Annotated in this window: 23 protein-coding genes; 8 read left to right on the forward strand and 15 right to left on the reverse strand. The window is 72.5% G+C overall.

Going from position 1 to position 23,485, the window contains the following annotated elements; genetic code table 11:
• The 3 genes from argF to IFT73_RS06030 all read right to left on the reverse strand — a co-directional run bounded on the left by argF (position 1) and on the right by IFT73_RS06030 (position 3,969).
• The gene (gene argF / locus IFT73_RS06020; protein WP_192166789.1) at positions 1-1,050 is read right to left on the reverse strand and encodes an ornithine carbamoyltransferase; all 1,050 of its coding nucleotides are present in this window, start codon (positions 1,048-1,050) and stop codon (positions 1-3) included.
• Entirely contained in the window at positions 1,047-2,276 is a 1,230-nt protein-coding gene (locus IFT73_RS06025; RefSeq protein WP_192166790.1) for an arginine deiminase, read from the reverse strand. The genes argF and IFT73_RS06025 overlap by 4 nt, the downstream gene beginning before the upstream one ends.
• A gap of 157 nt (positions 2,277-2,433) precedes the next feature.
• Positions 2,434-3,969: a YfcC family protein gene (locus IFT73_RS06030; RefSeq protein ID WP_192166791.1), complete on the reverse strand. Its 1,536-nt coding sequence runs from the start codon at positions 3,967-3,969 to the stop codon at positions 2,434-2,436.
• 182 nt (positions 3,970-4,151) lie between these two features.
• On the opposite strand from IFT73_RS06030, the gene IFT73_RS06035 reads away from it, so the two are divergent.
• Both IFT73_RS06035 and IFT73_RS06040 read left to right on the forward strand, forming a co-directional pair.
• A complete protein-coding gene (locus IFT73_RS06035) occupies positions 4,152-6,731 on the forward strand; it encodes a cation-transporting P-type ATPase (RefSeq protein ID WP_197983510.1) in 2,580 nt (859 codons plus the stop codon).
• Positions 6,728-7,162 carry a DUF1003 domain-containing protein gene (locus IFT73_RS06040; RefSeq protein WP_192166793.1) on the forward strand — a complete coding sequence of 145 codons (435 nt, stop codon included), beginning with the start codon at positions 6,728-6,730 and terminating at the stop codon, positions 7,160-7,162. Before IFT73_RS06035 ends, IFT73_RS06040 begins: the two co-directional genes overlap by 4 nt.
• 29 nt (positions 7,163-7,191) lie before the next feature.
• Here IFT73_RS06040 and IFT73_RS06045 read toward each other — a convergent pair whose 3' ends face one another.
• The 3 genes from IFT73_RS06045 to adhP form a co-directional block, all read right to left on the reverse strand.
• Positions 7,192-8,022, reverse strand: a complete 831-nt coding sequence (locus IFT73_RS06045; RefSeq protein ID WP_192166794.1) for a universal stress protein — start codon at positions 8,020-8,022, stop codon at positions 7,192-7,194.
• Positions 8,009-8,854 (reverse strand): universal stress protein, encoded by an 846-nt coding sequence (locus IFT73_RS06050; protein WP_192166795.1) that lies wholly within the window; start codon positions 8,852-8,854, stop codon positions 8,009-8,011. The genes IFT73_RS06045 and IFT73_RS06050 overlap by 14 nt, the downstream gene beginning before the upstream one ends.
• Positions 8,855-8,963: 109 nt before the next feature.
• Positions 8,964-9,974, reverse strand: a complete 1,011-nt coding sequence (adhP, locus tag IFT73_RS06055; protein ID WP_192166796.1) for an alcohol dehydrogenase AdhP — start codon at positions 9,972-9,974, stop codon at positions 8,964-8,966.
• A gap of 374 nt (positions 9,975-10,348) precedes the next feature.
• On the opposite strand from adhP, the gene IFT73_RS06060 reads away from it, so the two are divergent.
• The gene (locus tag IFT73_RS06060) at positions 10,349-10,660 is read left to right on the forward strand and encodes a hypothetical protein (protein ID WP_192166797.1); all 312 of its coding nucleotides are present in this window, start codon (positions 10,349-10,351) and stop codon (positions 10,658-10,660) included.
• A gap of 110 nt (positions 10,661-10,770) precedes the next feature.
• Here the strand turns inward: IFT73_RS06060 and IFT73_RS06065 are convergent, their stop codons facing one another.
• The 3 genes from IFT73_RS06065 to IFT73_RS06075 all read right to left on the reverse strand — a co-directional run bounded on the left by IFT73_RS06065 (position 10,771) and on the right by IFT73_RS06075 (position 13,337).
• A complete protein-coding gene (locus IFT73_RS06065; RefSeq protein WP_192166798.1) occupies positions 10,771-11,613 on the reverse strand; it encodes a universal stress protein in 843 nt (280 codons plus the stop codon).
• A gap of 128 nt (positions 11,614-11,741) precedes the next feature.
• A complete protein-coding gene (locus IFT73_RS06070) occupies positions 11,742-12,380 on the reverse strand; it encodes a response regulator (protein WP_371811166.1) in 639 nt (212 codons plus the stop codon).
• Between the two features lie 99 nt (positions 12,381-12,479).
• A complete protein-coding gene (locus tag IFT73_RS06075; protein WP_192166799.1) occupies positions 12,480-13,337 on the reverse strand; it encodes a universal stress protein in 858 nt (285 codons plus the stop codon).
• Positions 13,338-13,462: 125 nt separating this feature from the next.
• Between IFT73_RS06075 and IFT73_RS06080 the strand changes: the two genes are divergently transcribed.
• A complete protein-coding gene (locus IFT73_RS06080) occupies positions 13,463-14,131 on the forward strand; it encodes a BON domain-containing protein (protein ID WP_192166800.1) in 669 nt (222 codons plus the stop codon).
• Positions 14,132-14,183: 52 nt separating this feature from the next.
• Positions 14,184-15,689 carry an acetyl-CoA hydrolase/transferase family protein gene (locus IFT73_RS06085; RefSeq protein ID WP_056608803.1) on the forward strand — a complete coding sequence of 502 codons (1,506 nt, stop codon included), beginning with the start codon at positions 14,184-14,186 and terminating at the stop codon, positions 15,687-15,689.
• 16 nt (positions 15,690-15,705) lie between these two features.
• On the opposite strand, the gene IFT73_RS06090 is transcribed toward IFT73_RS06085, so the two are convergent.
• From IFT73_RS06090 to IFT73_RS06100, 3 genes are read right to left on the reverse strand one after another with little or no spacing between them, the layout of a single operon-like run.
• Complete coding sequence (locus tag IFT73_RS06090) at positions 15,706-16,215, reverse strand: flavodoxin domain-containing protein (protein WP_192166801.1); 510 nt, start codon at positions 16,213-16,215, stop codon at positions 15,706-15,708.
• Positions 16,212-16,691 carry a universal stress protein gene (locus IFT73_RS06095; RefSeq protein WP_192166802.1) on the reverse strand — a complete coding sequence of 160 codons (480 nt, stop codon included), beginning with the start codon at positions 16,689-16,691 and terminating at the stop codon, positions 16,212-16,214. Before IFT73_RS06095 ends, IFT73_RS06090 begins: the two co-directional genes overlap by 4 nt.
• Positions 16,688-17,521, reverse strand: coding sequence for a universal stress protein (locus tag IFT73_RS06100; RefSeq protein WP_192166803.1), 834 nt, complete (start codon positions 17,519-17,521; stop codon positions 16,688-16,690). The genes IFT73_RS06095 and IFT73_RS06100 overlap by 4 nt, the downstream gene beginning before the upstream one ends.
• 618 nt (positions 17,522-18,139) lie before the next feature.
• Between IFT73_RS06100 and IFT73_RS06105 the strand changes: the two genes are divergently transcribed.
• On the forward strand, positions 18,140-18,811 hold the full coding sequence (locus IFT73_RS06105) for a BON domain-containing protein (RefSeq protein WP_192166804.1): 672 nt from the start codon (positions 18,140-18,142) through the stop codon (positions 18,809-18,811).
• Between the two features lie 24 nt (positions 18,812-18,835).
• Here IFT73_RS06105 and IFT73_RS06110 read toward each other — a convergent pair whose 3' ends face one another.
• Entirely contained in the window at positions 18,836-19,708 is an 873-nt protein-coding gene (locus IFT73_RS06110; RefSeq protein WP_192166805.1) for a universal stress protein, read from the reverse strand.
• The gene (locus tag IFT73_RS06115; protein ID WP_192166806.1) at positions 19,705-20,505 is read right to left on the reverse strand and encodes a universal stress protein; all 801 of its coding nucleotides are present in this window, start codon (positions 20,503-20,505) and stop codon (positions 19,705-19,707) included. Before IFT73_RS06115 ends, IFT73_RS06110 begins: the two co-directional genes overlap by 4 nt.
• 271 nt (positions 20,506-20,776) lie before the next feature.
• Here IFT73_RS06115 and IFT73_RS06120 point away from each other — a divergent pair, with 271 nt between their 5' ends.
• Positions 20,777-22,021: an amidohydrolase gene (locus tag IFT73_RS06120; RefSeq protein ID WP_192166807.1), complete on the forward strand. Its 1,245-nt coding sequence runs from the start codon at positions 20,777-20,779 to the stop codon at positions 22,019-22,021.
• A 26-nt stretch (positions 22,022-22,047) separates the two neighbouring features.
• On the opposite strand, the gene IFT73_RS06125 is transcribed toward IFT73_RS06120, so the two are convergent.
• Entirely contained in the window at positions 22,048-22,593 is a 546-nt protein-coding gene (locus IFT73_RS06125) for a universal stress protein (RefSeq protein ID WP_082556177.1), read from the reverse strand.
• A gap of 173 nt (positions 22,594-22,766) precedes the next feature.
• On the opposite strand from IFT73_RS06125, the gene IFT73_RS06130 reads away from it, so the two are divergent.
• Positions 22,767-23,453, forward strand: coding sequence for a DUF4389 domain-containing protein (locus tag IFT73_RS06130; protein ID WP_192166808.1), 687 nt, complete (start codon positions 22,767-22,769; stop codon positions 23,451-23,453).
• Positions 23,454-23,485: the final 32 nt, after the last annotated feature.

Below are 23,485 nucleotides of genomic sequence, written 5' to 3' on the forward strand. Positions count from 1 at the left end.
TCAGCGGGTCTCGAGCGTGGCCACGAGGACGGCCTTGATCGTGTGCATCCGGTTCTCGGCCTGGTCGAAGACGATCGACCGCTCCGACTCGAAGACGTCGTCGGTGACCTCGAGGCACGTCAGTCCGGTGCGCTGGTAGATGTGGTCCCCGACCTCGGTCCGACGGTCGTGGAACGCCGGCAGGCAGTGCATGAACTTCACGTCGGGGTTGCCGGTCAGCGCGATCATCTCGGCGTTGACCTGGTAGGCCGACAGCAGGGCGATGCGCTCGTCCCAGGCAGCCTCGGGCTCGCCCATCGACAGCCACACGTCGGTGTAGACGAAGTCGACCCCCGTGACCCCGTCGCTGACGTCGGTCGTCTGGAGGATCCGTGCTCCGGTGCGCGTCGCGATGTCCTTCGCGGTGGTGACGACGGACTCGTGGTTCTGCAGCTCCATCGGCGACACCATGCGGACGTCCATGCCCATCATCGCCCCGGCCACCAGCAACGAGTTCGCGGTGTTGTTGTGGGCGTCGCCGCAGTACGCGAACGAGATCTCGCCGGCCGGCTTGTCGCTGTGCTCGATCATCGTGAGCATGTCGCACAGCGACTGGGTCGGGTGCCACTCGTCGGTGAGGCCGTTCCACACCGGCACGCCGCTGGACGCGGCGAGCTCCTCGACGCCGGCCTGCGAGAAGCCGCGGTACTCGATCCCGTCGAACATCCGGCCGAGGACCCGGCCGGTGTCCTTCACGGACTCCTTGTGCCCCATCTGCGACCCGGACGGGTCGAGGTACGTCACGTGGGCGCCCTGTTCGTGCGCGGCGACCTCGAAGGCGCACCGGGTGCGGGTCGACGACTTCGCGAAGATCAGCGCGAGGTTCTTGTCCTGCAGACGCTGGTACTCCCGCCGGCCCGAGGCGCGCTCGGCCTTGAGCTCCTTGGCCAGCTCGAGGAGGCCGTGCCACTGCTCGACCGTGACGTCGAGCTCCTTGGTGAAGCTGTGCCCGAGCAGGCCCAGGTGGTTGGTCGCGACGGGGTCGCTGAGCGTGCGGTCGAGGGATGTCATGCCGAGACCCCGTCCCGGACGATCGGGCACGTCATGCAACGGGGTCCGCCACGGCCCCGCCCGAGCTCGGACCCGACCACCGGGATGACCTGGATGCCGTTCTCGGCGAGGTACGCGTTGGTCGTGGTGTTGCGTTCGTACCCCATGATCACGCCGGGCGAGACCGCGAGGAAGTTGTTGCCGTCGTCCCACTGCTCGCGGGCCGCGCCCATCCGCGTGGTCGGGACGCGCAGCACCCGCAGCTTGTCGACCTCGATCGCCTCGGCGACCGTCTCGAAGAGCTCGGCGTTCTCGGCGACCCGGTACGAGCCGTCGGCCCCCTCGGGGGTCAGGGTGAACGACCGCAGGTCGTCCGGCAGGTAGGGGTAGACGCAGAAGGCGTCCCGGTCGATCATCGTCATGGCCGTGTCGAGGTGCATGAAGGCCCTCGACTTGGGCAGCTCGACGACGATGACCTTGGTGGCGGTCCCGGTCTCGAACAGCCGGCGGGCGAGCATCTCGACACCCTGCGGGCTGGTGCGCTCCCCCATGCCGATCATGACGGCGCCGTTGCCGATGACGGTGATGTCGCCGCCCTCGATCGTGGCGGGCTCGTGGTCGAGTGCGTCGTTGCCGTAGAGGAACGTGAACTCGGCACCCGTGAACATCGGGTGGAAGTTGTACACGACCTGGGAGTTGATGGTCTCCCGCTTGCGGGCGGGCTTCGACATCGGGTTGACCGACACGCCGCCGTACATCCACGCGGAGTTGTCGCGCTGGAAGAGGTGGTTCGGCAGCGGGGTCAGCAGGAAGTCCTCGTCGTCCAGGTACTCCATGAGGAGGCTGGAGACCTTCAGTCGGGAGGCGAGCTCGCGCTTGAGGACACCGCCGATCATCAGGTCGGCCAGCTCGTCGGCCGGGGTCTGGTTGACGAGCCCGTCGAGCGGGGCGTCGAGGGCCGGTCCGAACCGCGTGGCCGTCGTGAGCTGGTCCTGCAGGAACTCGCGGGCCCCGGGCTCGTCGATCGCGGTGGCGAGCAGCTCGGCGAAGTGGTGCACCGTGGTGCCGCGTCCGCGCAGCTGTGCGACGAAGGCGTCGTGCTCCTCGCGCGCCCGCTCGGCCCACATGACGTCGTCGAACAGCAGGGAGTCGACGTTGGCGGGGGTCAGCCGGGACAGCTCGCTGCCCGGTCGGTGCACGATGACCTCGCGCAGCTCGCCGACCTCTGAATCAACGTGGAACGTCATGGCAGTTCTCCTGTGTGGTGGAGCGTGGGTGCACGGTGGTCCGCGCGGGACGGATGCCCTGTCCCCACCGTCGCCGGTCGACGCCCGCGGCGGCACCGCCGGGAGACCGGCCCGGGCGGGACCTTCCGCCCTGGGTGCGTGCCGGAGGTCCACCTCGTCACAGCGCCGAGCCGATCGCGACGAACGCCGTGCACAGCACCACGAGGCCCAGCAGCAGCGGCCACACGAAGCGGAGGTACTCGTCGTAGCGCACCTTGGCGAGCGCCAGACCGCCCATCACGACGGCCGACGTGGGGGTGATCAGGTTGACGACGCCGGACGCCGACTGGAACGCCGTGATGACCATCGAGCGGGGGACGCCGGCGAAGTCGCCCAGCGGCGCGAGGATCGGCATCGCGAGGGCGGCATGACCCGAGGTCGAGGGCACCAGGAACGCCAACGGGATGTTGATCAGGAACATCGTCGCCCCGAACACCCCGGCCGACGACCCGCTGACGACGTCCTCCATCGAGTGCAGGACCGTGTCGGTGATCTGCGAGTTGCTCATGATGACGGTGATCCCGCGGGCCAGCACGATGATCAGGCCGACGCCGATGAAGTCGCCGGCACCGCGCACCAGGGTGTCGGTCAGGCCCTTCTCGCCGAGCCCGCCGATCAGTCCGACGAGGATCGACATCACGACGAACAGCGCGGCGAGCTCGGGGAAGTACCAGTCGAGCTGCCAGCCGTAGCTCGTGGCGTCGGGTCCGCCGATAACCTGGGCCCACGGGACGATCGCGAAGATCATGAACGCGAAGGTCGTCCCGACGACGGCCAGGACGCTCTTCTGCTGACCGGTCAGTGCGGGCGCCTCGCCCACCCCCAGGGCGATGAGCTCGGCATCGCCCTCGCGGGCGGTGACCCTCGACCTCGACGGATCGGCCTTGACCCTCTTGGCGTACCGCAGCACGAACAGGACGCCGACGGGCACGAGGACCACGTACATCAGGAGCCGGAACCCGATGCCGTTGCCGATCGACACGCCGGCGGCCTCGGACGCGACGCCCGTGGCGAACGGGTTCACGGTGGAGGCCAGCACGCCGATGCCGGCTCCGACCAGGATCGTCGCGACGGCGACCATGCGGTCGTACCCCAGCGACAGCGCCAGCGGGATGACCAGGGCGTAGAACCCCAAGGTCTCCTCGGCCATCCCCTCGGTGGTGCCCCCGAGGGAGAACAGCACCATCAGGAGCGCGATCACGATGACGCCGCGCGACTGGAAGCGTCGGGCGACGCGCGCGATGCCGGCGTCGATCGCGCCGGTCCTCATCGACATCGTGATGAAGATGCCGATGGCCAGGACGAACATGAACACGCCGACCGCGCCGAACAGCTCGCCGGACTCGTAGGGTCCGATGAAGCCGCCCTCGCCGGCCTTGACCCCGTACAGACCGTTGATGGGCGCCATGAACAGCTGCATCAGGCGGTCACCGAAGCTGAGGCCGGCGTCGACGCCGGCGTAGCTGCCGGCGTAGCTGCCGGGGATCGGGGCCCCGTCTCCGTCGAGCTCGTAGGCACCGGTCGGCACGATGAAGGCGAGCAGCCACACCGCGACCGTCACCCCGAACAGGACGGTGAACGCGCTCGGGAACCGGAAGCCGTGCCTCTTCGGCTTCGTCGGGACGGTGGGGGTCTCGCGAGTGGACGTGGACATGGTCGATCTCCCGGAGCTCGGTGATGGTGACCCCACCGTCGTGGCTGCCGGGCGCTCGACGCAGGGCACAACGTCCCCGCACGCGTCGCGAGTCGTCCCGAGTGCGTGCCGGCGCCAGAGGTCCGGGACATGTGGGACCACCGGCGGTGTCCACCTGCCCCTGGACCCTCCACAGTCGGGGCGTGACCACCTCCACCGCGCCCCGGGACGGCCTGACCGACGCCGAGGTCCTGGTGCGCCGCGAGCGCGACGGACGCAACCTGCTGCCGCCCCCGCGGCGGACGCCCGCGTGGCGCCTCCTCCTCGCGCAGATGACGCACTTCTTCGCCGGCATGCTCTGGGTCGCGGCCGCCCTCGCGCTGCTGGCCGGGATGGCGCCGCTGAGCGTGGCGATCGCGGTCATCGTGGTGCTGAACGGCGCCTTCGCCTTCGCGCAGGAGTACCGGGCCGATGCGGCCGCCGAGAGGCTGGGGTCGATGATGCCGGCCCGCGCGCGGGTGCGTCGCAACGGCGGGACGACCGACGTCGACGTCTCCGAGCTGGTGCTGGACGACGTCGTCGTCCTCGCCGCGGGCGACAGGATCGGCGCCGACCTCAGCGTCGTGCAGTCGTCGGGACTCTCGGTCGACGAGTCGATGCTGACCGGCGAGAGCCTCCCGGTCGAGCGGGCGCCGGGCGACACCGTGCGCGCCGGCACCTTCGTCGTCCAAGGGGACGCCCAGGGCACCGTGTGCGCGGTCGGGACGTCGACGGAGCTGGCCGGCATCGCCGCTCTCACCGCGACCGCCGAGCGACCGCCGAGCCCCCTCGCGCGCCAGCTGCACCGGCTCGTGCTGGTCGTCGCCGCGATCGCCGTGACGGTCGGCGTCGTGCTGTCGTCGGCGTCGTTCGTGCTCGGCTCGACCGTGACCCAGGCGCTGCTGTTCGGGGTGGGCGTGATGGTCGCGCTGGTGCCGGAGGGCCTGCTGCCGACCGTGACCCTCTCGCTCGCCCGCGGAGCCGAGCGGATGGCGGCCGAGCACGCCCTGGTGCGCCGCCTCGAGGCGGTCGAGACGCTCGGCGCCACGACGTTCATCTGCACCGACAAGACCGGCACCCTCACCCGCAACGAGATGTCCGTCGTCGAGGTGTGGACGACAGAGGGGGTCGTCGCCGTCACCGGCACGGGCTACGACCCGGCCGGCGCGTCGACCGGGGACGCGCAGGCCCGCGTGCTGGCGGCCGCCGCCGGACGGTCCGCCGTCGCCTGCGTCGTCGGACGTGCGGTCCTGCGCGACGGTGCCTGGGCGGCGGAGGGAGACCCGATGGACGCCTCGCTGGACGCCTTCTCGCAGCGCATGGGCGAGTCTGTCGCGACCCGCCCGACACCGCGGGTCCGACTCCCCTTCACGTCCGAGCGGATGTTCAGTGCTGCCGTCCTCGACGACCGGGGCGTCGTCATGGGCGCCCCCGAGACGATCGTCGCGCGCTGCGGCGGGCTCGACGTGCCCCGGGCGCTCGGTGCACTCGCCGACATGTCGGCGCGCGGGCGACGGGTCGTGGCCGTCGCGCGGGCCCGCACCCCCGTCGAGGAGTCGACCGAGGCCGGCCTGACCGCCGCGATCGACGCCGACCTCGAGCTTCTCGCGCTGATCGGCATCCGCGACCCGCCGCGCGCCGACGTGGCCGACGCCATCGCCACGTGCCACCGGGCCGGCATCCGCCTCGCCATGGTGACCGGCGACAGCGCGGCGACCGGTGCCGCGATCGCGACCGAGATCGGTCTCCTGGGGCCGAGGGGCACCGTCGTGGAGGGCAAGGACCTGCCCGCCGGCGACGAGGACGTCGCCGAGCTGCTCGACCGGGCCGACGGCGCGGTCGTCGCCCGCGTCACGCCCGCCGACAAGCTGCGGATCGCCCGTGCGCTCCGCTCCCGGGGGCACGTCGTGGCCATGACCGGTGACGGGGTCAACGACGCCGCCGCGCTGCGCGAGGCCGACGTGGGGGTCGCGATGGGTCGGTCGGGCAGCGACGTCGCCCGCGAATCGGCCGACCTGGTGCTGCTCGACGACAACTTCGCCACGATCCCCCGGGCCGTCGAGCTGGGCCGCGGGACCTTCGCCAACATCCGGCGCTTCCTGACGTTCCACCTGACCGACAACGTGGCCGAGCTCGTGCCCTTCGTCGCCTGGGCCATGACGGGCAGCGAGATCCCCTTGGCCATCGGGGTGCTGCAGGTGCTGGCGCTCGACATCGGCACCGACATGCTCCCGGCGCTGGCCCTCGGGGCCGAGCCGTCGAACGCGCGCACGATGAGCGGACCGCCCCGCACGACGGACGTCGTCGACGGCGCGCTGCTGCGCCGCGCGCTGCTGGTCCTCGGCCCCGCCGAGGCCGCCCTGTCGATGAGCGCCTTCCTCGCCGTCATGACGGCGGGCGGGTGGACCTACGGCGCGGACGCCTCGGACCACCTGCTGGCCGTGGCGTCCGGTTCGGCCTTCGCCGTGATCGCCGCCGCCCAGATGGCCAACGCCTTCGTCTGCCGCAGCGAGACCCGACCAGCCTGGACCGTCGATCCCCGACGGAACCCGTGGGTCGTCGGCGCGGTCGCGGTCGAGGCCGTGCTGCTCGTGGTCTTCCTCGGCGTGCCGTGGCTCTCCGAGCTGCTCGGCGGCGCGTGGCCGTCGGCCACCGGGTGGCTGTTCTGCCTCGTCGCGGTCGTCACCCTCCCCCTCGTCGACGCGGCCCACAAGCTGCTGGTCCACCTGCGGGCGCACCGATGACCGCCGGCTCGCACCAGGGCCCGGCGGGCGGACGGTCGACCCACCCGGTCGTGACGGCGTTCCACGACCTGCGCCGGCACGACCTCCAGGTACGGGTCGCCGACGCCATCACGTCGTTCGCCGGGTCGATGCGCTTCGTGTACCTGCACGCGGCCGTGTTCCTCCTGTGGATGCTGGTGGTGGAGTCGACGCCGTGGCCCACCCTGACGCTCATCGTCTCGCTCGAGGCCATCTTCCTGTCGACGTTCGTGCTGATCGGGCAGAACCGGCAGGCGGCGTTCCAGCTGGCCAAGGCCGACCACGACTTCGTCCAGCAGGAGCTCGAGCTGCAGACCAACACCGAGCTCACCCGGGCGATCCACGTCATGACGACCGAGCTCCACCGACGGGCCACCGCGCCGGGCGCCGACCGCGACCGGCAGCCTCGCTGACCCGCTGACCCGCTGACCGGCCGCGGTCGTCAGTGCGCCGACGCCGAGCCGTAGTCGTCGGGCACGATCGCCACGGGACAGCGCGCCGCAGGCAGCACGAGCACGGCCACGGGACGGGTGAGCGCGAAGGCGAGCCCGTGCCCGTGGGGCCGACGGACGACCAGCAACGAGGCGTTCTCGGTCGCCTCGAGGCACGCGTCGACCTCGTCGACGCGCAGGTGGGACGGCTCGACGTCCACCGCCGCGGCCGGGGCGTCCGACGGGACCGCGCCCGATCGCTGCGAGGTCGTCTCCCCCGCGGCGTGGAGGACGTGCAGGCTCTCACCACGAAGACCGGCCTGCGCGAGGCCGTACCGCAAGGGCCCCGCCGTGGACGCGTCACCGTCCGACGCCAGCACGACCCCGCCACTCGGCGCCTCGGGGCGCTCCGCGCTCGGGACCACCACGACGAGGCACGCGGCCCTCAGGGCCAGGTGACCCGAGAGGTCGCCCCCGACCATCCACTCCAGCCAACCCACCCCGTCGGCGGCACCGACGACCACGACCCGTGCCGTCGTCGCCTCCTGCACCAGGCAGGGGCCGGGCTCCCCTCGCACCAGGACGTACTCCACGTGCAGCTCGTGACCGGACTCGTCGACGACCTCTCGGGCGCGCGCCAGCACCTCGGTGGCCGCGGCGCGCACCGTCTCGTCGGGGTCGGGGCCGAAGTACAGGTCACCGGCCAGTGCGGCGTAGCAGTGCACGAGGCGGACGGGTGCGCCGAGCCGTGCCGCCTCGTCCAGCCCGTACAGGACGACGGAGGGCCGGTCGTCGACGACGCCGACGACGACCGGCCCGACGTGTCGATCAGGGGCGGGCATAGTCCAGCGGGACGACCGCGACGGGGCACTGGGCCTTGCGCAGCACCGTCAGGGCGATGGGTCGTGCCTTCGCGAAGGGGGTCGAGTGGCCGTGATGACGTCCGATGACGACCAGCGACGCCTCTGCGGTCGCCTGGATGCACTCGTCGACCGGCGCCCCGTCGGTCGTCGACCGGAACACCGTCACGTCGGGGTACTGCTCCTTCCACCCCGCGACGATCTCGGCGACGTTGGCGTGGTGGTTCTGGAAGTCCTCGCGCAGCGTCGCCTCGGGAGCGGCGTGCAGCACGTGCAGCGCCTCCTGACGGGCGTCGGCCTGCTCGAAGGCGTAGCGCAACGGGCCCGCCGCCGACGTGTCGCCGTCGACCGTGACGACCACCCCGCCCGTCCCGGTTCCCGGGACGTTGCGCTCGGGGACGACGACCACGGGGCACGCCGCGGTGCGTGCGAGGTGGCCGGACATCTCTCCTCCGAGGAACCGGTCGAACCACGGCACGTCGTCCGATCCGAGCACCAGCGCCGCCGCCCGGGTGGCTGCCTCGGACAGGACGTCGACGGGCGACCCGTCGGTCATGACGTACTCGACCTCCAGGTCGACGCCGGAGTCCGCCACGACCGCCGCGGCGGCGTCGAGCACCTCCTGGCCCTCGACCCGCATGGCACCGAGTGTCTCGGACCCCACGTAGAAGGCCGACGCCGGGCTGGGCAGGGCCCAGCAGTGGACGACCCTGAGCGGTCTGCGGAGCCGCACGGCCTCGGCGACGGCGTACGCGACCGCGGCGGGCTGCTTGTCGGCGACGCCGACCAGGACCGGGAAGTGATTCGTGTGCATGGCGTCTCCTGGGTGAGGTGGTCCTGCCACTCTCGCTCCCGCCGACCCCGGCGCCCACCGGCCGATGGCCTCGTCCCGCGGGACGATCGTCCCACCGGCCGCGCGGGCGTCAGAACTCGAACACGAGACGCGCCGGGACCGAGCCCGAGAGCACGTCGGCGATCGCCGCGTTGACGTCGTCGAGCTTCCGCCCCTCCGCCACGACCTTGGTGCGGCCCAGCCGGTGCAGCTCGAAGACCTCGGCGAGGTCGCCGCGGGTGCCGACGATCGACCCGATGACGCTGATGCCCTTGATGACGGTGTCGAAGATCGGGATGCTCAGGTCGCCGTCGGCGGGCATCGCGACGCACACCAGCCGGCCGCCCGGGCGCAGGGAGGCGAAGGCCTGCTCGAACGAGCGCGGCGAGACCGCGAAGGCCAGGGCGACGTCGGCGCCCCCCAGCCGCCGGATGGCCTCGACCGGGTCGGTCGCGCGGGCGTCGACGGTGTGGTGGGCCCCGAGCTCGACGGCCAGGGCCAGCTTCTCGGGCTCGACGTCGATGCCGATCACGGTGCCCCCGACGATGTGGGCGTACTGCACCGCCAGGTGTCCCAGCCCCCCGATGCCGAAGACGGCGACGTTCTCGCCCGGCTGCACGTGCGCGACCTTGACGGCCTTGTACGCCGTGAGACCCGCGCAGGTCAGCGGCGCCGCGTCGACGGGCTCGACCCCGGGCGGGACGGCGACCGCGAAAGCCGCCGTCACGACGGCGTACTCGGCGAAGGCCCCGTCGGTGGAGTAGCCGCTGTTGACCTGGTCCTGGCAGAGCGTCTCGCGGCCGTCGAGGCAGTAGCGGCAGGTGCCGCAGGCGCCTCCGAGCCAGGCGATCGAGACGCGGTCACCCAGGCCGTGGTCCGTGACTCCGGGACCCAGCTTCTCCACGATGCCGACGCCCTCGTGCCCGGGTGTCCTCGGCAGGGTCGGCTTGACGGGCCAGTCGCCGTGCGCTGCGTGGATGTCGGTGTGGCACAGGCCGCAGGCCTCCATCCGGACGAGCACCTGGCCTGCGGCGGGCTCGGGGACGGGGAGCTCCATGACCTGGAGGGGCTGGCCGAACGCGGTGACGACTGCTGCCTTCATGACGGGTGGTCCGATCTGGTGGGCGACGGGGCGGAGGTGGTCGCACGGGCGGTCACCGCCTCCAGCCTGTTCCGGTCCCGGCTGCCCGGACAGGGCACGTGGTCCCGGTCCGGCGCCCCTGGCCGACGGGACGTCCGGCCCCCGCGGTGGTGTCCTGGGACCGTGGGGACGACCGGTGACCCGGCGCATCGTGGACGTCACCCCCGACCCGGTCGGGTCGAGCTCACAGGAGGCGCCATGACACGAACCGCCCGTCGGGCACCCCGGGCACCCCGGGCCCCACGTCGTCCTCACGTCCGGCGGGCCGCCGTCGTGGCGGCCCTGGCCGCCGCCCTGTCCCCCGTGCGACCCCAGCACCGCGCACGGTCGACGACATGACGACCACCTCGACCTCCGACGACACCGCGGCGCTCCCCCGGCGCGTCCGACGGTGGGCGGTCGCCTCCGGGCTGGTCGGGATCGGGGTCGGGTCGCTGGCCACCGTCCTCGTCATCGGTCACGCCGACGAGCCGTCACAGGACCCTGCCTCGGTCCGGCTCTCGGACGTGGGATCGGCGTGCCGCGACTGGATGTCGTCGGGAGGAGTCGCGGACCGCGACGACCAGCGGTGGTGCACCGACATGGTCGACTGGATGGACGACCACCTGTCGGGTCGCACCGGCACCTGGATGATGCACGACCGCTGACGGCACCGTTCGCGGCCAGACCGGGGCCGCCGTGCCGGGAACCCGTGGCGCACAGGACGTCGAGGGGCCGCGGTCGATCGGGGCTCGATCCGGTGCCCTCGCGGGGACGCTCAGGGCGCCGGCGCCGGCGCCGGGACGATGACGACGGGGCAGCGGGCGAGCCTCGCGCAGGTCTCGCCGACCCCGCCCAGCGCGCTGTGGATCAGTCCGCTCGTGCCGTGCCGGCCGACGACCAGCAGCACGGCGTCCCGCGAGGCGTCGAGCAGCCGGTCGGCCGCCTCACCCTGCACCACGACCGACTGGGGGGCCGGGGTCGGCAGCCGGGACGCGACGGTCGCGACGGCGTCCACCGCGTCCTGACGTGTCCGGGCGACGGCTGCCCCGGACGTGCCGTACACCCCGACGAGCCGGAGCGTGAAGGCTGTCTGCGCGGCCATGGCGACCGCCCACCCGACGGCGGCCGTGCTCGCCGGCGAGCCGTCGACGCCCACGCAGATCACCCCACCCGCGGAGGGAACCGCGGTCGGCGTCGAGACCGCCGGATCAGCCTCCGCCGAGTAGGCCCACCCCTCGGGGCCGGAGGCGCGGACGACCTCGCCGTGGCGGTCGACCTCGACCAGCAGCGTCTCGCTGCGCCGGCGCAGGCGGACCAGGAACGGGTCGAGCAGTGCCGCCACGGGGTCACGCGGCGTCTCGACGACCAGCAGGTCGACCCCGCGGCCCTCGCGCGCCAGGACGTCGACGGGGTCGCCGTCGAGCTCCTCGGTGACCACCGGCAGCCCCAGCTCGGTGCGGTCCTCACGGTGGTCCGTCGACACCCGGACGACACGGACCGTCGCCGACTCCTCGAGGGCCACCTCCAGCGCGTAGGCCAACGAGCCGGAGCACCTGTCGTCGACGACCCCGACCACGATCGACCGGGTGCCGGGTCGTGCGTCGCGAACGGTCGTCATGACACCTCTTGCGTCGATGCTGGGCGGCCGAGGTCGGACGACCCGGCTCTCAGGCCGGACACTTCCGTGACCGCGACCGCCACGGCACCGCCGAACCGCCTCGGACGTGAGGCCGTTGGTCCCTCAGGTCACGGGCTCATCAGGCGCGTCGCGAAGACGGCGGCCTGGGTGCGGCTCACCAGGCCGAGCTTCGCGAGCACGTTCGACATGTAGTTCTTGACCGTCTTCTCGGCCAGGAAAAGGCGATCGCCGATCTGCTTGTTGGTCAGGCCCTCGGCCACCAGCTCCAGGATCCGCCGCTCCTGGGCACTGAGGCTCTTGAGCTCCTGCGGCTCCTCCGGTCCCCCGTCGCGCAGTCGCTCCATCACCTTGGCCGTGACGCTCGGGTCGAGCAGGGACCCGCCGCCGGCCACGTGCCGGACGCCGCTCAGCAGGTCCTGGCTCGTCACCTGCTTGAGGATGTACCCAGCGGCCCCGGCCATGATGGCCGCGAACAGCGCCTTGTCGTCGTCGAACGACGTCAGGATGATGGCCTTGACCGACGGTTCCGCGGACCGGATCTGCCGGCACACCTCGATGCCGCTGCCGTCGGGCAGGCGGGCGTCGAGGATCGCCACGTCCGGGCGCAACGCCGGTATGCGGGCAGTCGCCGCCGCGGCCGTGCCCGCCTCCCCGACGACCTCGATGTCGCCCCCGCTCTCCAGCAGCTTGCGCAGGCCCATGCGGACCATCTCGTGGTCGTCGAGCAGGAACACACGTATCGTCACCCAGATCTCCTCGTCGACACCTCATGCCAACGCTCCAGTATGAGCGGGTGCTGGCCCACGGTCAGGGCACAAGGTCCCGTTATCTGCGCCAGGGGTCCGTCAGGCGTCGTGGTCGGGCGGGACGACGGCCACCGGGCAGCTGGCGCGCACGATGACCGCGCGGGCCAGCGAGTCGTGCAGCTGCGCCGCGAGGTGGTCGTCGTGCGGCCTCCCGAGGACCAGGATGCCGGTGCGCTCGAACGACTCGACCGTCGCGAGGTCCGCCGCTCCGGCCACGACCCTCGTCTCGACCCAGACGTGTGGGTACGTCGCCCGCCACGACTGGATCAACCGGTGCATGTCGTGCCACGGGATGCCGCCGTCGTGGGGATCGTCCGACTCCTGCACGTGGATGATGTGGAGGACGTCGCTGTGGCGTGCCGCCTGCTCGAACGCGTAGCGGAGCGGACCGTGGGCCACCGTCCGGCTGTCGAGCAGCAGCGTGACACCTCTCGTCGCGCCCCTCGCCCGCCAGTCGTCGGGCACCACGACGACCGGGCACGACGCCCTGTGCGCCATGGCTCGCGCCACGCGGCTCCGGAAGAGCCGCGCGTACCACGGCACGCCCTCGTCCTGACCGAGGACGAGCAGGCGTGAGGTCGCCGCCATCGCCTCCAGGACGGTCGACGGGGTGCCGCGCTCGAGCACGGGGTGGATCGTCAGGTCGGCGTGTCCCGCCGACGCGATGTCGACCGCTGCGGCCAGCACGTCGCGCGCGGAGCCCTCGAAGGAGGCGTCGATGTCGTAGCCGTAGGCCGCGCTCATCGACCGCGGTGGGCTCGGCGGAACGGCGTACACGTGCACGATCCTCAGGTCGCACCCGGCGAGACCGGCCTCCTCCGCCGCGAACCCCAGCGCGCCGCGTTGACCGTCGGCGACGCCGACCGTGACCGGACGGCCGAACCCTGCCTGCGCCATGTGACCTCCTGGAAGCGGTGCCTCCATCGTCGACCGGCCGCGGGGGCGCGCCAACCGCCGGAGGACCCTCCGGCTCGGGACGGGAAGCCCTGCCCGCCGACGGCCCGTCACGCGATGGTCGGACCATGACCACCACCACCGCACACCACGACCACCTCGTCCGGGAAGACGTCTCGGAGGAGCTGGCCTGGGCACCCCAGGTCAACGACGCCGACGTCGGCGTCTCGGTGCACGACGGCGTCGTCACGCTCTCCGGGGAGGTCGACAGCTACACCGAGCGCGTCGAGGCCAAGAACGCGGCCCTTCGCGTCACGGGCGTCACGGTCGTCGTCAACGACCTGACGATCCGCGGCGGTGACCACCTCGAGCGCACCGACGCCGAGATCGCCGCGGCGGTCAAGCACGTGATCGACTGGTCGGCCGACCTGCCACGCGACGTGGTCCAGGTCGAGGTGCACGACCACGTGGTCGTGCTGACCGGCGAGGTGGAGTGGAACTACCAGCGCACCTCGGTCGAGCGGCTCGTCCGCGCCCTCGCCGGCGTGCACCAGATCGACAACCGCATCACGCTGACGGCGCGGGCCTCGGCCACCGACACCGCGCGGCTCATCAAGGACGCCCTCGTGCGTCACGCCCTGCTGGACGCCAACGCCATCTCGGTGACCGCGGTCGGCTCGGAGGTGACCCTCACGGGCACCGTGAGCGCGTGGACCGAGAAGAACGACGCCGCCCGGGCCGCCTGGTCGTCGCCGCACACGTCGGCCGTGCACAACAAGATCAACGTCCACCCGTAGGTCGACCGACGGGCTGTGGCAGCATCGACTCGCCCCCTACCGGAAGCTGTCGATGTCACGCGTCTCCTGCCCGCTGCTGAGCTCACGGATCACCACGGCCGACTCGGCCTCGGCGCTGATCCGGCCGGGCGACAACGTCGGCTTCAGCGGGTTCACGGGGGCCGGCTACCCCAAGGCGGTGCCCGAGGCCCTGGCCCTGCGCATGGAGGCCGCCCACGAGCGCGGCGACGACTTCGCGATCAACCTGTGGACGGGGGCGTCGACCGCCCCGGACGCCGACGGCCGGCTCGCGCGCGCCCACGGCATCTCGTCGCGGCTGCCGTACAACTCCGACCCCACGCTGCGCCGACTCATCAACGCCGGCGAGGTCGCCTACCTCGACGAGCACCTCAGCCACTCCGCGCAACGCATGTGGTTCGGCTTCTACGGCCAGCTCGACGTCGCCGTCGTCGAGGTCACGGCGGCCCTGCCCGACGGTCTCCTGATCCCCAGCACGTCGGTGGGCAACAACAAGACGTGGCTCGACCAGGCGGACCGGGTGATCCTCGAGGTCAACAGCTGGCAGCCCCGCGAGCTCGAGGGGTTCCACGACATCTACTACGGCACAGCCCTGCCGCCCCACCGCCGGCCGATCCAGCTCACCGAGCCGATGGAGCGGATCGGTGAGCCGTACCTGCGGGTCGACCCCGCGAAGGTCGTGGCGGTCGTCGAGACCCATCACCCCGATCGCAACTCCGCCTTCTCCGCACCCGACACGACGTCCGAGGCCATCGCCGACCACGTGCTCGACTTCGTCCGGCACGAGGTCGCGGCCGGCCGGATGCCCCCCGGACTGCTGCCCCTGCAGTCAGGCGTCGGCAACGTCGCCAACGCGGTGCTGGCCGGGCTCGACGGGAGCGAGTTCACCGGGCTCACCGCGTTCACCGAGGTCATCCAGGACGCGATGCTCGACCTGCTCGACAGCGGCACCCTGGCGGCGGCCTCCGCGACGTCCTTCGGGCTGTCAGACCGGGGCGCCCGGCACTTCATGGACAACATCGACGCGTACAAGGGCAAGATCGTCCTGCGCAGCGAGGAGATCTCCAACCACCCCGAGCTGGTGCGGCGCCTCGGCGTCATCGCGATGAACGGCATGATCGAGGCCGACGTCTACGGCAACGTCAACTCGACGCACGTCATGGGCAGCGCCGTCATGAACGGCATCGGGGGCAGCGGCGACTTCACCCGCAACTCGTTCCTCAACTTCTTCCTCAGCCCGTCGACCGCCAAGAACGGGACCATCTCGACGATCGTCCCGATGGTCAGCCACGTCGACCACACCGAGCACGACGTCCAGGTCATCGTGACCGAGCACGGGCTGGCCGACCTGCGCGGCCTCTCCCCCACCGCACGGTCGGCCGTCGTGATCGACCGGTGCGCCGATCCGCGGTTCCGCGATCGTCTCCACGACTACTGCGCGCGGGCGTGGTCGGCCCGTCCTGACCAGCGGCACACACCGCACCTGCTCGGCGAGGCGCTGAGCTGGCACCAGCGCTACCTCGACACGGGGTCCATGTGACCCGTCGAGGGGCGCGTCACGCCCGCTGGAGCTCGTCGGCGATCTGACGGGCCCAGGCGTCGACGTCGTCCCAGCGGCGGTGGTCGCCGGGCGTCGCACCGACGGCCCTGACCACCACGCGCTCGACGAACGAGAGCTGTGCGTCGTCGAGCCTGCCGCCGAAGACCCGGTGCTCGTCGACCTCGTCCTCCTCGCCGAGGTCCGCCATGGCGTCGGCGGAGATCGTGCGGGCGTTCTCGCCCTCGGAGTCGGGCACGGGGCCGGTGCTGAAGATCCAGAGGTGGTCGGGCGGCTCCTCGCGCAGGTGGTCCAGGGCGTGCGTGGCCGATCGCATCCAGCGGCCGTAGTAGACGGCGCTGCCGAGGACCACCGCATCGGCCTCGATCAGCCGCCGCGGGTCCGTCAGCCCGACGCGGGTCACGGTCCACGGTTCGCCGAGCGTTCCCGCGAGGTCGGCGGCGAGGCGGTCGGCGATCTCGGCGGTCGACCCGTGCCTGCTCGCCGCCGCCACGACCAACGACCTCACGACGAGCTCGCAGGGTCGTCATGCTCGCGCTCGACGAGCACCCGGCACGCCGAGTGGTGCACGACCTGATCGGTGACCGATCCCAGCAGCAGGCCGACGAAGCCGCCGTGCCCCCGGTCGGCCACGACGATCATGTCGACGTGGTGCGAGGCGTCCACGAGCTTCTCGGCGGCGTTCCCGTGGACGACCGTGACGCCGATCGCGATCTCGGGCTCCTCCCGTCGCAGTGACGCGACGTCGTGCTCGAGCGCCGCCAGCACCGCCTGCTCGAAGTCCTCGTACGACGGGGCGCGACCCGGGGCGAGGAACGCGACGGCCGGCGCCGTCGCGAGGGTCCAGGCACGGACCACCTCGACGTGGTTCCCGAACGCGGGTGCGCACCTGATCGCCATGCGCAGGGCGCCGTCCGAGCCGGGCGAGCCGTCGTGCGCCACCAGGATGCCGCCGCGGGCCGTGATCGTCGTCGTGATGGTCATCGCGGGGGCACGACCGCGACCGGGCAGTGGGCGTGGCGCAGGACCCTCGCCGCCGCGGACCGCGACGCCGCGAAGGGGACGGCGTTCCGGTGCGGGCGGCCCATGACCACCAGGGCCGACTGCTCCGTGGCCCGCAGGATCGCGTCCTCGACCTCGTCATGACGGAAGGTCGCGAGGACCAGCGCGTCGGGGAACCGCTCCCGCCAGTCCGCGAGGGCCCTCTCGACGTCGTCGCGCTCACGACCGGCCCGTTCGACCGGGGCCCCGACTCGGGTCACGTGCAGCACGTGCAGCGAGGCCTCACGGCGCGACGCCTCGTCGAAGGCGAACCCGAGGGGGCCCTCCGCCGCGGTGTCGCCGTCGATCGTCACGACGACGTCCCCGTCGTGCCGACCCGGGTACGACAGCTCCGGGACGACGACGACCGGGCAGGGCGCGTGCATCGCGAGGTGTCCGGCGATCCTCGTCCGGAGGATCCGGTCGTACCACGGCACGTCGTCCGAGCCGACGACGATCACCGCGGCGTCCGAAGCGGCTTCCTGCAGCACCATCTCGGCGGGTGTGCTCGTCAGCTCGTAGTCGGCGACGAGGTCGGGCGCCTCGTGCTCGACGAGCCGTCTGGCGTCGTCCAGCAGCTCGCGACCTGCCGCGCGCACGGCCTCGGAGGCGTCGAGCCCCATGTAGACGTCGCCGGCCTGCGTGGCCACCCACGTCGAGTGGACGACCCGGAGCGGGACTCCCCGCAGCCGGGCCTCCGCGACCGCGACGAGCAGTGCCGTGGGTTGCTTGTCGACGACGCCGATGACGACGGGGTTGTCGGTGGTGCTCATGGTTCCTCCCAGTGGTGGCGGGTGCTCCCACGGTCCGCCTCACGCGGGCCCGGCGGCACAGTCGGGAGTCCTGACCAGCAGGACCATGGGCCCGCGGGCGGGTCAGGGCCTCGCGGCGGAGCGTGTCAGGGGCCAAGGTCCCCCAGATCCGGGTCATCGGTCGCTGGAGCCGCTCACCGCGCGGGCCCATGATCGAAGCGCGACGACGACGGACCTGAATCACCGCGCACTCACCTGCCGGCCCCCCTGAAGGGACGCGCGTCCCGCACAGGACTCGCCCTCGGTCAGCAGTGTCCGAGGGCGGGTCACCTGTGTGTTGCGCCCGCGTGCGCAGTGAGCCCCGCGAGCCCGGCGACGGACCCAGTGCTGCTCGTCCCGTGACGGGGGGACCTTCGACCGGGGCACGGACGTCGGGCGTCGACGAGGCTGAGGTCGAACGCACCGTGAGGACGAGACCATGGACGACCCTGACGATCACTGGCACCCCAGCCCGCTCTCCGCGCTCCTGCCGTGGCTCGAGGCGGACTCGGTCAGCTTCGTCCGCCCGCGTCCACGGCCATCCACCCGATCGGCCCGATCCCGCCGCCGTCCCATCGCTCCCCTGGAGAGGCACCGACAGTGAAGACCACGACGACGCACGAGCACGACCTCCAGCACCAGGTCGAGGAGGCGCTCGAGTGGGCGCCCGAGATCGACTCCGCCCTGGTGGGCATCTCGGTCATCGGCAGCACGGTCACCCTGTCGGGCCAGGTGTCGTCCCCGTGGCAGAAGCGGCTGGCGGCTCGCACCGCGATGAGGATCAAGGGCGTCACGTCGCTGGCCAACGACCTGGTGGTGCACCACCTCGACACCCCCCGGACCGACACCGACGTCGCGATGGCGGCCAGCGCACTCATCGCCTGGAACAACGACGTGCCCGACCAGTCGGTCAAGGTCACGGTCGACGACCACGTGGTGACGCTGACCGGCGAGGTCCTGTGGGACTACCAGCGGCAGGCGGCGCACCGCGCGGTCGAGCACCTCGACGGTGTGCGCGACGTCCGCAACCGCATCTCGCTCACCCCGCGCCCGCACGCCGACGCGGTCGAGACCGAGGCGGCCGTCCGGAGAGCGATCGTGCGCGACGCCTCGGTCGATGCCAGCCACGTGCACGTGAAGGTCCACGGCTCCCGCATCACCCTGACGGGTCACGTCGCGTCGTGGTCGGAGAAGCGGTCGGCGGCCAAGGCCGCGTGGTCCTCGCCGCACGTCGACCACGTCGAGAACCGCATCACGGTCAGCGCACGCTGAGCCGGGTGAAGGTGGCGCGACAGCTCAGTGCCTCATCCCCGTCAGCCAGCCGCGCCGGGCGGGGACGACCGCGAGCGGCACGGAGGTGCTCGTCGCGAGCCGCCCCGCGAGCGACCTGTCCAGGAACCACGGCAGGTGCGGTCGCGGCACTGACCCGACGACGACCATGCCCGTGCCCGGAGCGGCGTCCACCGCGGCATCGACGAGCCTCCCGGGCGCCGTGGCCGTCACCACGACGGCGACGTCGGGGTACAGGCTGCGGATGAGGTCGAGCGCGTAGCAGCTCTCACGCCACCGTTCGTCCCGCCGCGACCCCGGTCCGTCGGACTCGTGCAGGACGCGCAGTCCGCAGCCGCGGCTCTCAGCCGCCTCGAGCGCGAACGTGAGCGCGTCGACCGACCACGACGGCATCAGCAGGACGATGTCGCCGGTCTCGTCGACGGGTCGGTCGGGCACGACGATCGTCGGCTCGGCGGACGCGACCACGAGCCGGCGGGCGACGGCGCCGCGGAAGACCCACAGGTACCGCGGAAGGTCTCCGTCGGCCCCGACGACCACCTCGCGCGCGTCGTCGGCCTCGTCGCGCAGGACGTCGAAGGTCGCTCCCCGTTCCACGGAGTACGTCACGTCGAGCTCCGGTGCCGCCGCTGACGTGAACTCCCGCACCTGGTCGACGGTGCCGCCGGCCAGTCGCTCCATGAACGACGGGTCGGGTCCTCCCGGGGGCAGGCCGCCGTCGTCCGTCCCGGACCCGGGATCGGCCTGGTCCCAGCAGGTGACGACGTGCAAGGGGGCGTCGACCCTCCGGGCCTCGGCGATCGCCTCCTCGAGCACCCGCTCCTGCAGCTCGGCCACCGCCACCACGACGGGCGGCGTGCCCGCGCCGTCGGGCCTCACGCGGACGTCCGCGTGCGGTCGTGGCCGACCGGCACCACGGCCACGGGAGCGTTCGAGCGGCGCAGCAGCCGCGCGACGACCGCCCGGGACGCGAGACGCGGGTGCTCACTGGCCGGTTGTCCCACCACCAGCAGCGACGCGTGAGCGCTGGCGAGCACGCAGGTGTCCACCGGGTGCCCGGGCTCGACGACCGTCTGCACGTCCACCCCGGGGTAGCGGGCCCGCCACTGGTCGATCGTGTCCTCGATCCGGTACCAGCGGTTCCTGCGCCGTGGGTAGTCGCTGGTCGCACCGGCCACGTGGACCACGCGCAGGGGTTCGTGCTGACGGTCGGCGGACTGGAACGCGAAGGCCAGCTCTGCGTCGACCTCGCCGCCGACGTCGAGCGCCGCCACGATGCCGCGACGCGAGCGGGTATCGGGCAGGACCGGCGGCACCACAATCACGGGCGCGTCGGCGACCGTCGCGACGGTCTGGGAGATCTCCGCGCCCAGCAGGCGTGCGACCCACGGGCCGTGGTCGGCCCCGACGACGATGGCGGCGGCCCGATGGGCCTCCTGCAGGAGGGCCTCGACCGGATCGCCGCCGACGACGAGGAAGTGGACGTCGACTCCGTGGCCGTGTCCCGCCACGACCTGCGTGAGGTCGTCGAACACCGACAGCGACACCGCCGCGTCGTCGCAGGCGTGCACGACGCGCAGCCCCGTCCGTCGTCGGGCGGCCTCCGCCACGGCGAACGCCGCGACCTCGGGCTGCTGCCCCTGCTTGGCGCCCAGCACCACGGGATAACCAGCCATCGCCATCACCTCCTGCACCTGCGTCAACTGTCGGCGGAGGCGGTCAGCCGCTGCACGCCCGAAAGCCACGGGATGCGAGGACCTTGGGCCCTGCTGTCCCGGACGCGGCGGTCGTAGGTTCGTGCCCACGGCGCCCGGCGCCACGGTGTCTCAGCACCCGATCGTCGGCACCGTCACCGTCGGTGGCCGGCACGGGACCCGAGACCCGTGCCGACCTCCTTCGCCGGGCATCGTGGCCGCCGGTCCACGTCTACGTGATGAGGTGACGTCCATGGGTGCCGACGCCTCGCTGACGAAGCGGCTCGAGGACGTCTACCGGGACCTCCACGCCCACCCGGAGCTGTCGTTCGCGGAGAAGAGGACGGCCGGTGTGGCCGCAGTGTGGCTGCGCACCCTCGGCTACGAGGTCGAGACGGGGGTCGCGGTCACGGGAGTCGTCGGCGTGCTCCGCCGCGGCCCTGGCCCCGTGGTCCTGCTCAGGGCCGACATGGACGCGCTGCCGGTCGAGGAGTCGACCGGCCTGTCGTACGCGAGCGACCGGCGGGCGCGGGGCCCGGACGGCGACGACGTCCCGGTGATGCACGCCTGCGGGCACGACATGCACGTCACCTGCCTGATGGGCGCGGCGGCCGTCCTGGCGGCGACGTCGTGGACCGGGACGCTGGTGGTGCTGTTCCAGCCGGCCGAGGAGGTCGCCCGCGGCGCCACCGCGATGATCGCGTCCGGCCTGTACGAGCGGGTGCCGACGCCCGACGTCGTCCTCGGACAGCACGTGGCGCCGCTCCCGGCCGGCATCGTGGGCCTCCGCAGCGGTCCGGCGTTCGCCGCCACCGACAGCCTGCGGGTGACGCTGATCGGCCGGGGCGGCCACGGCTCCCGACCCGAGGCGACGATCGACCCGGTCGTCATGGCCGCCGCCACCGTGATGCGGCTGCAGACCGTCGTGTCGCGCGAGATCGCCGCACCCGACACCGCCGTCCTGACCGTGGGCGCCGTGTCCGCCGGGACGACGGCGAACGTCATCCCCGAACGGGCCGAGCTGCTGCTCAACGTGCGGACCTACGACCCCGCGGTCCACGCCACCGTGCTCGGCGCGATCGCCCGCATCGTCGCGTCCGAGGCAGCCGCGTCGGGAGAGGGGGCGCACGCCGTCGTCGAGACGATCGAGTCGGCGCCCGCCGTCGTCAACGACCCGGCGGCCGTGGAGCGGACGCTACCCGCCCTGGAGTCGGTCGTCGGCCCGGGTCACGTGATCGACCCGGGCGTCGTGACCGGGAGCGAGGACGTCGGTGTGCTCGCCGAGGCCGCCGGCGCCTCGTGCGTCTACTGGCTGTTGGGCGGGGCGGACCCTGCCACCTTCGCCGGGTCGTCCGACCCCGACGACGTGCGACGCCGGGCGGCGTCCCTGCCGTCGAACCACTCGCCGGCCTACGCGCCGACGATCCAGCCCACGCTCACCACGGGCGTCGACTGCCTGGTGGCAGCAGCGCTCGCCTGGTGGGAACCGCCGCGGTGAGGTGCCGGCCGTGACCGGCGCCGTGCTCACGCGTCGTCGCCGAGCCCCAGCTCGCTGATCAGGGCGCCCTCCATCTGCTCGCGGTGCGCACTCGGCGCGTCGCGCTCGCCCAGGGCAGGTCCGCGGTCCACCAGCACCCGGCACCGGGCGTGGTGCACGACCTGGTCGGTCACCGAGCCGACCAGCAGGCCGAGGAACCCGCCCAGCCCCCTGCTGCCCACCACGAGGAGATCGGCGCCCGCCGAGGCCTCGACGATCTTCTCGGCGGCATTGCCGTGCACGACCGAGCACGAGATCGCCACGGCGGGATGGTCGTGCCGGATGCTCGCCGTGTCCGCGAGCAGACCTGCCATGGTCGAGGCCTCGAAGTCCTCCAGCGGCGGGACGTAGCCGACGGTCTGCCGGGCCGGACGCGGCGCACTCGACACGGTCCACGCTCGGACGACCTCGATGCGTCCGTCGAGGGCGGCGGCCAGGTGGACCGCCGTGCGCAGGGCGAGGTCGGCCGAGCCGGACCCGTCGTGCGCCACGAGGATGCCGCCGTGGACCGTGATGTCGTTCGTGATCGCCATGCCTGGCCCCTCTGTCGTGTGCCGTGGTCGCCGTGTGCCGTGGACGACCCGAGCCTCACGCACGGGCCGCCCCACCGACCACGGTCCTGGGTCAGCGGTGTCGAGGACGTCCGTCCCTGCCGCCCCCGACCTCCCCCGCGAAGCATGGGGAGCATCGATCCGGGAGGTGCTCCATGACTCCGACGCCGTACCCCGTCCGTGTGACCGCGCAGCTCGACCCGGACGTCAGCCGGTGGCTGTGGCTGGTCAAGTGGATCCTCGCGATCCCCCACTACCTCGTCCTGGTCGTCCTGTGGCTATCGTTCGTCGTCCTGAGCGTCGTCGCCTTCGTCGGCATCCTCTTCACGGGTCGTTACCCGCGCGGCATCTTCGACGTCAACGTCGGTGTGCTCCGCTGGTCGTGGCGGGTGAGCTACTACGCCTACGGGGGCCTCGGCACGGACCGGTACCCGCCCTTCACCCTGGCCGACGTCGCGGACTACCCGGCGCACCTCGAGGTGCCGTACCCCGAGCACCTGTCGCAGGGCCTCGTGCTGGTCAAGACCTGGTTGCTGGCCCTGCCGCACTACCTCGTCGTCGCGTTCTTCGTCGGAGGCGGCGCGTACCTCGGCAGCCAGGACCCGGCCCCGTGGATCTTCGGCAGCGGCCTGATCGGCCTGCTGGTGCTCGTCGCCGGCGTGGTGCTGCTGGTGACCGGGCGCTATCCCCAGGCCGTGTTCGACCTCGTCATCGGCCTCCAGCGGTGGGTGCTGCGGGTCGCGGCGTACGCGGCTCTCATGACGGACGTCTACCCGCCGTTCCGGCTCGACCAGGGTGGCGACGAACCGTCCGCGCCGGTCGCGGCCGGCCTGGTGCCATGACCGGCGGGTCACCCGGCGTGCCACGCCCGTGA

This window comes from Aeromicrobium sp. CFBP 8757, assembly GCF_014841755.1.
In the GTDB taxonomy this organism is placed as follows: domain Bacteria; phylum Actinomycetota; class Actinomycetes; order Propionibacteriales; family Nocardioidaceae; genus Aeromicrobium.

Excerpts from the sequence above, each read along its gene's own strand:
- argF (WP_192166789.1), bottom strand. The coding sequence starts at position 1,050 with ATGACATCCCTCGACCGCACGCTCAGCGACCCCGTCGCGACCAACCAC.
- IFT73_RS06025 (WP_192166790.1), bottom strand. The coding sequence starts at position 2,276 with ATGACGTTCCACGTTGATTCAGAGGTCGGCGAGCTGCGCGAGGTCATC.
- IFT73_RS06030 (WP_192166791.1), bottom strand. The coding sequence starts at position 3,969 with ATGTCCACGTCCACTCGCGAGACCCCCACCGTCCCGACGAAGCCGAAG.
- IFT73_RS06040 (WP_192166793.1), top strand. The coding sequence starts at position 6,728 with ATGACCGCCGGCTCGCACCAGGGCCCGGCGGGCGGACGGTCGACCCAC.
- IFT73_RS06045 (WP_192166794.1), bottom strand. The coding sequence starts at position 8,022 with ATGCCCGCCCCTGATCGACACGTCGGGCCGGTCGTCGTCGGCGTCGTC.
- IFT73_RS06050 (WP_192166795.1), bottom strand. The coding sequence starts at position 8,854 with ATGCACACGAATCACTTCCCGGTCCTGGTCGGCGTCGCCGACAAGCAG.
- adhP (WP_192166796.1), bottom strand. The coding sequence starts at position 9,974 with ATGAAGGCAGCAGTCGTCACCGCGTTCGGCCAGCCCCTCCAGGTCATG.
- IFT73_RS06060 (WP_192166797.1), top strand. The coding sequence starts at position 10,349 with ATGACGACCACCTCGACCTCCGACGACACCGCGGCGCTCCCCCGGCGC.
- IFT73_RS06065 (WP_192166798.1), bottom strand. The coding sequence starts at position 11,613 with ATGACGACCGTTCGCGACGCACGACCCGGCACCCGGTCGATCGTGGTC.
- IFT73_RS06075 (WP_192166799.1), bottom strand. The coding sequence starts at position 13,337 with ATGGCGCAGGCAGGGTTCGGCCGTCCGGTCACGGTCGGCGTCGCCGAC.
- IFT73_RS06080 (WP_192166800.1), top strand. The coding sequence starts at position 13,463 with ATGACCACCACCACCGCACACCACGACCACCTCGTCCGGGAAGACGTC.
- IFT73_RS06085 (WP_056608803.1), top strand. The coding sequence starts at position 14,184 with ATGTCACGCGTCTCCTGCCCGCTGCTGAGCTCACGGATCACCACGGCC.
- IFT73_RS06095 (WP_192166802.1), bottom strand. The coding sequence starts at position 16,691 with ATGACCATCACGACGACGATCACGGCCCGCGGCGGCATCCTGGTGGCG.
- IFT73_RS06100 (WP_192166803.1), bottom strand. The coding sequence starts at position 17,521 with ATGAGCACCACCGACAACCCCGTCGTCATCGGCGTCGTCGACAAGCAA.
- IFT73_RS06115 (WP_192166806.1), bottom strand. The coding sequence starts at position 20,505 with ATGGCTGGTTATCCCGTGGTGCTGGGCGCCAAGCAGGGGCAGCAGCCC.
- IFT73_RS06120 (WP_192166807.1), top strand. The coding sequence starts at position 20,777 with ATGGGTGCCGACGCCTCGCTGACGAAGCGGCTCGAGGACGTCTACCGG.
- IFT73_RS06125 (WP_082556177.1), bottom strand. The coding sequence starts at position 22,593 with ATGGCGATCACGAACGACATCACGGTCCACGGCGGCATCCTCGTGGCG.
- IFT73_RS06130 (WP_192166808.1), top strand. The coding sequence starts at position 22,767 with ATGACTCCGACGCCGTACCCCGTCCGTGTGACCGCGCAGCTCGACCCG.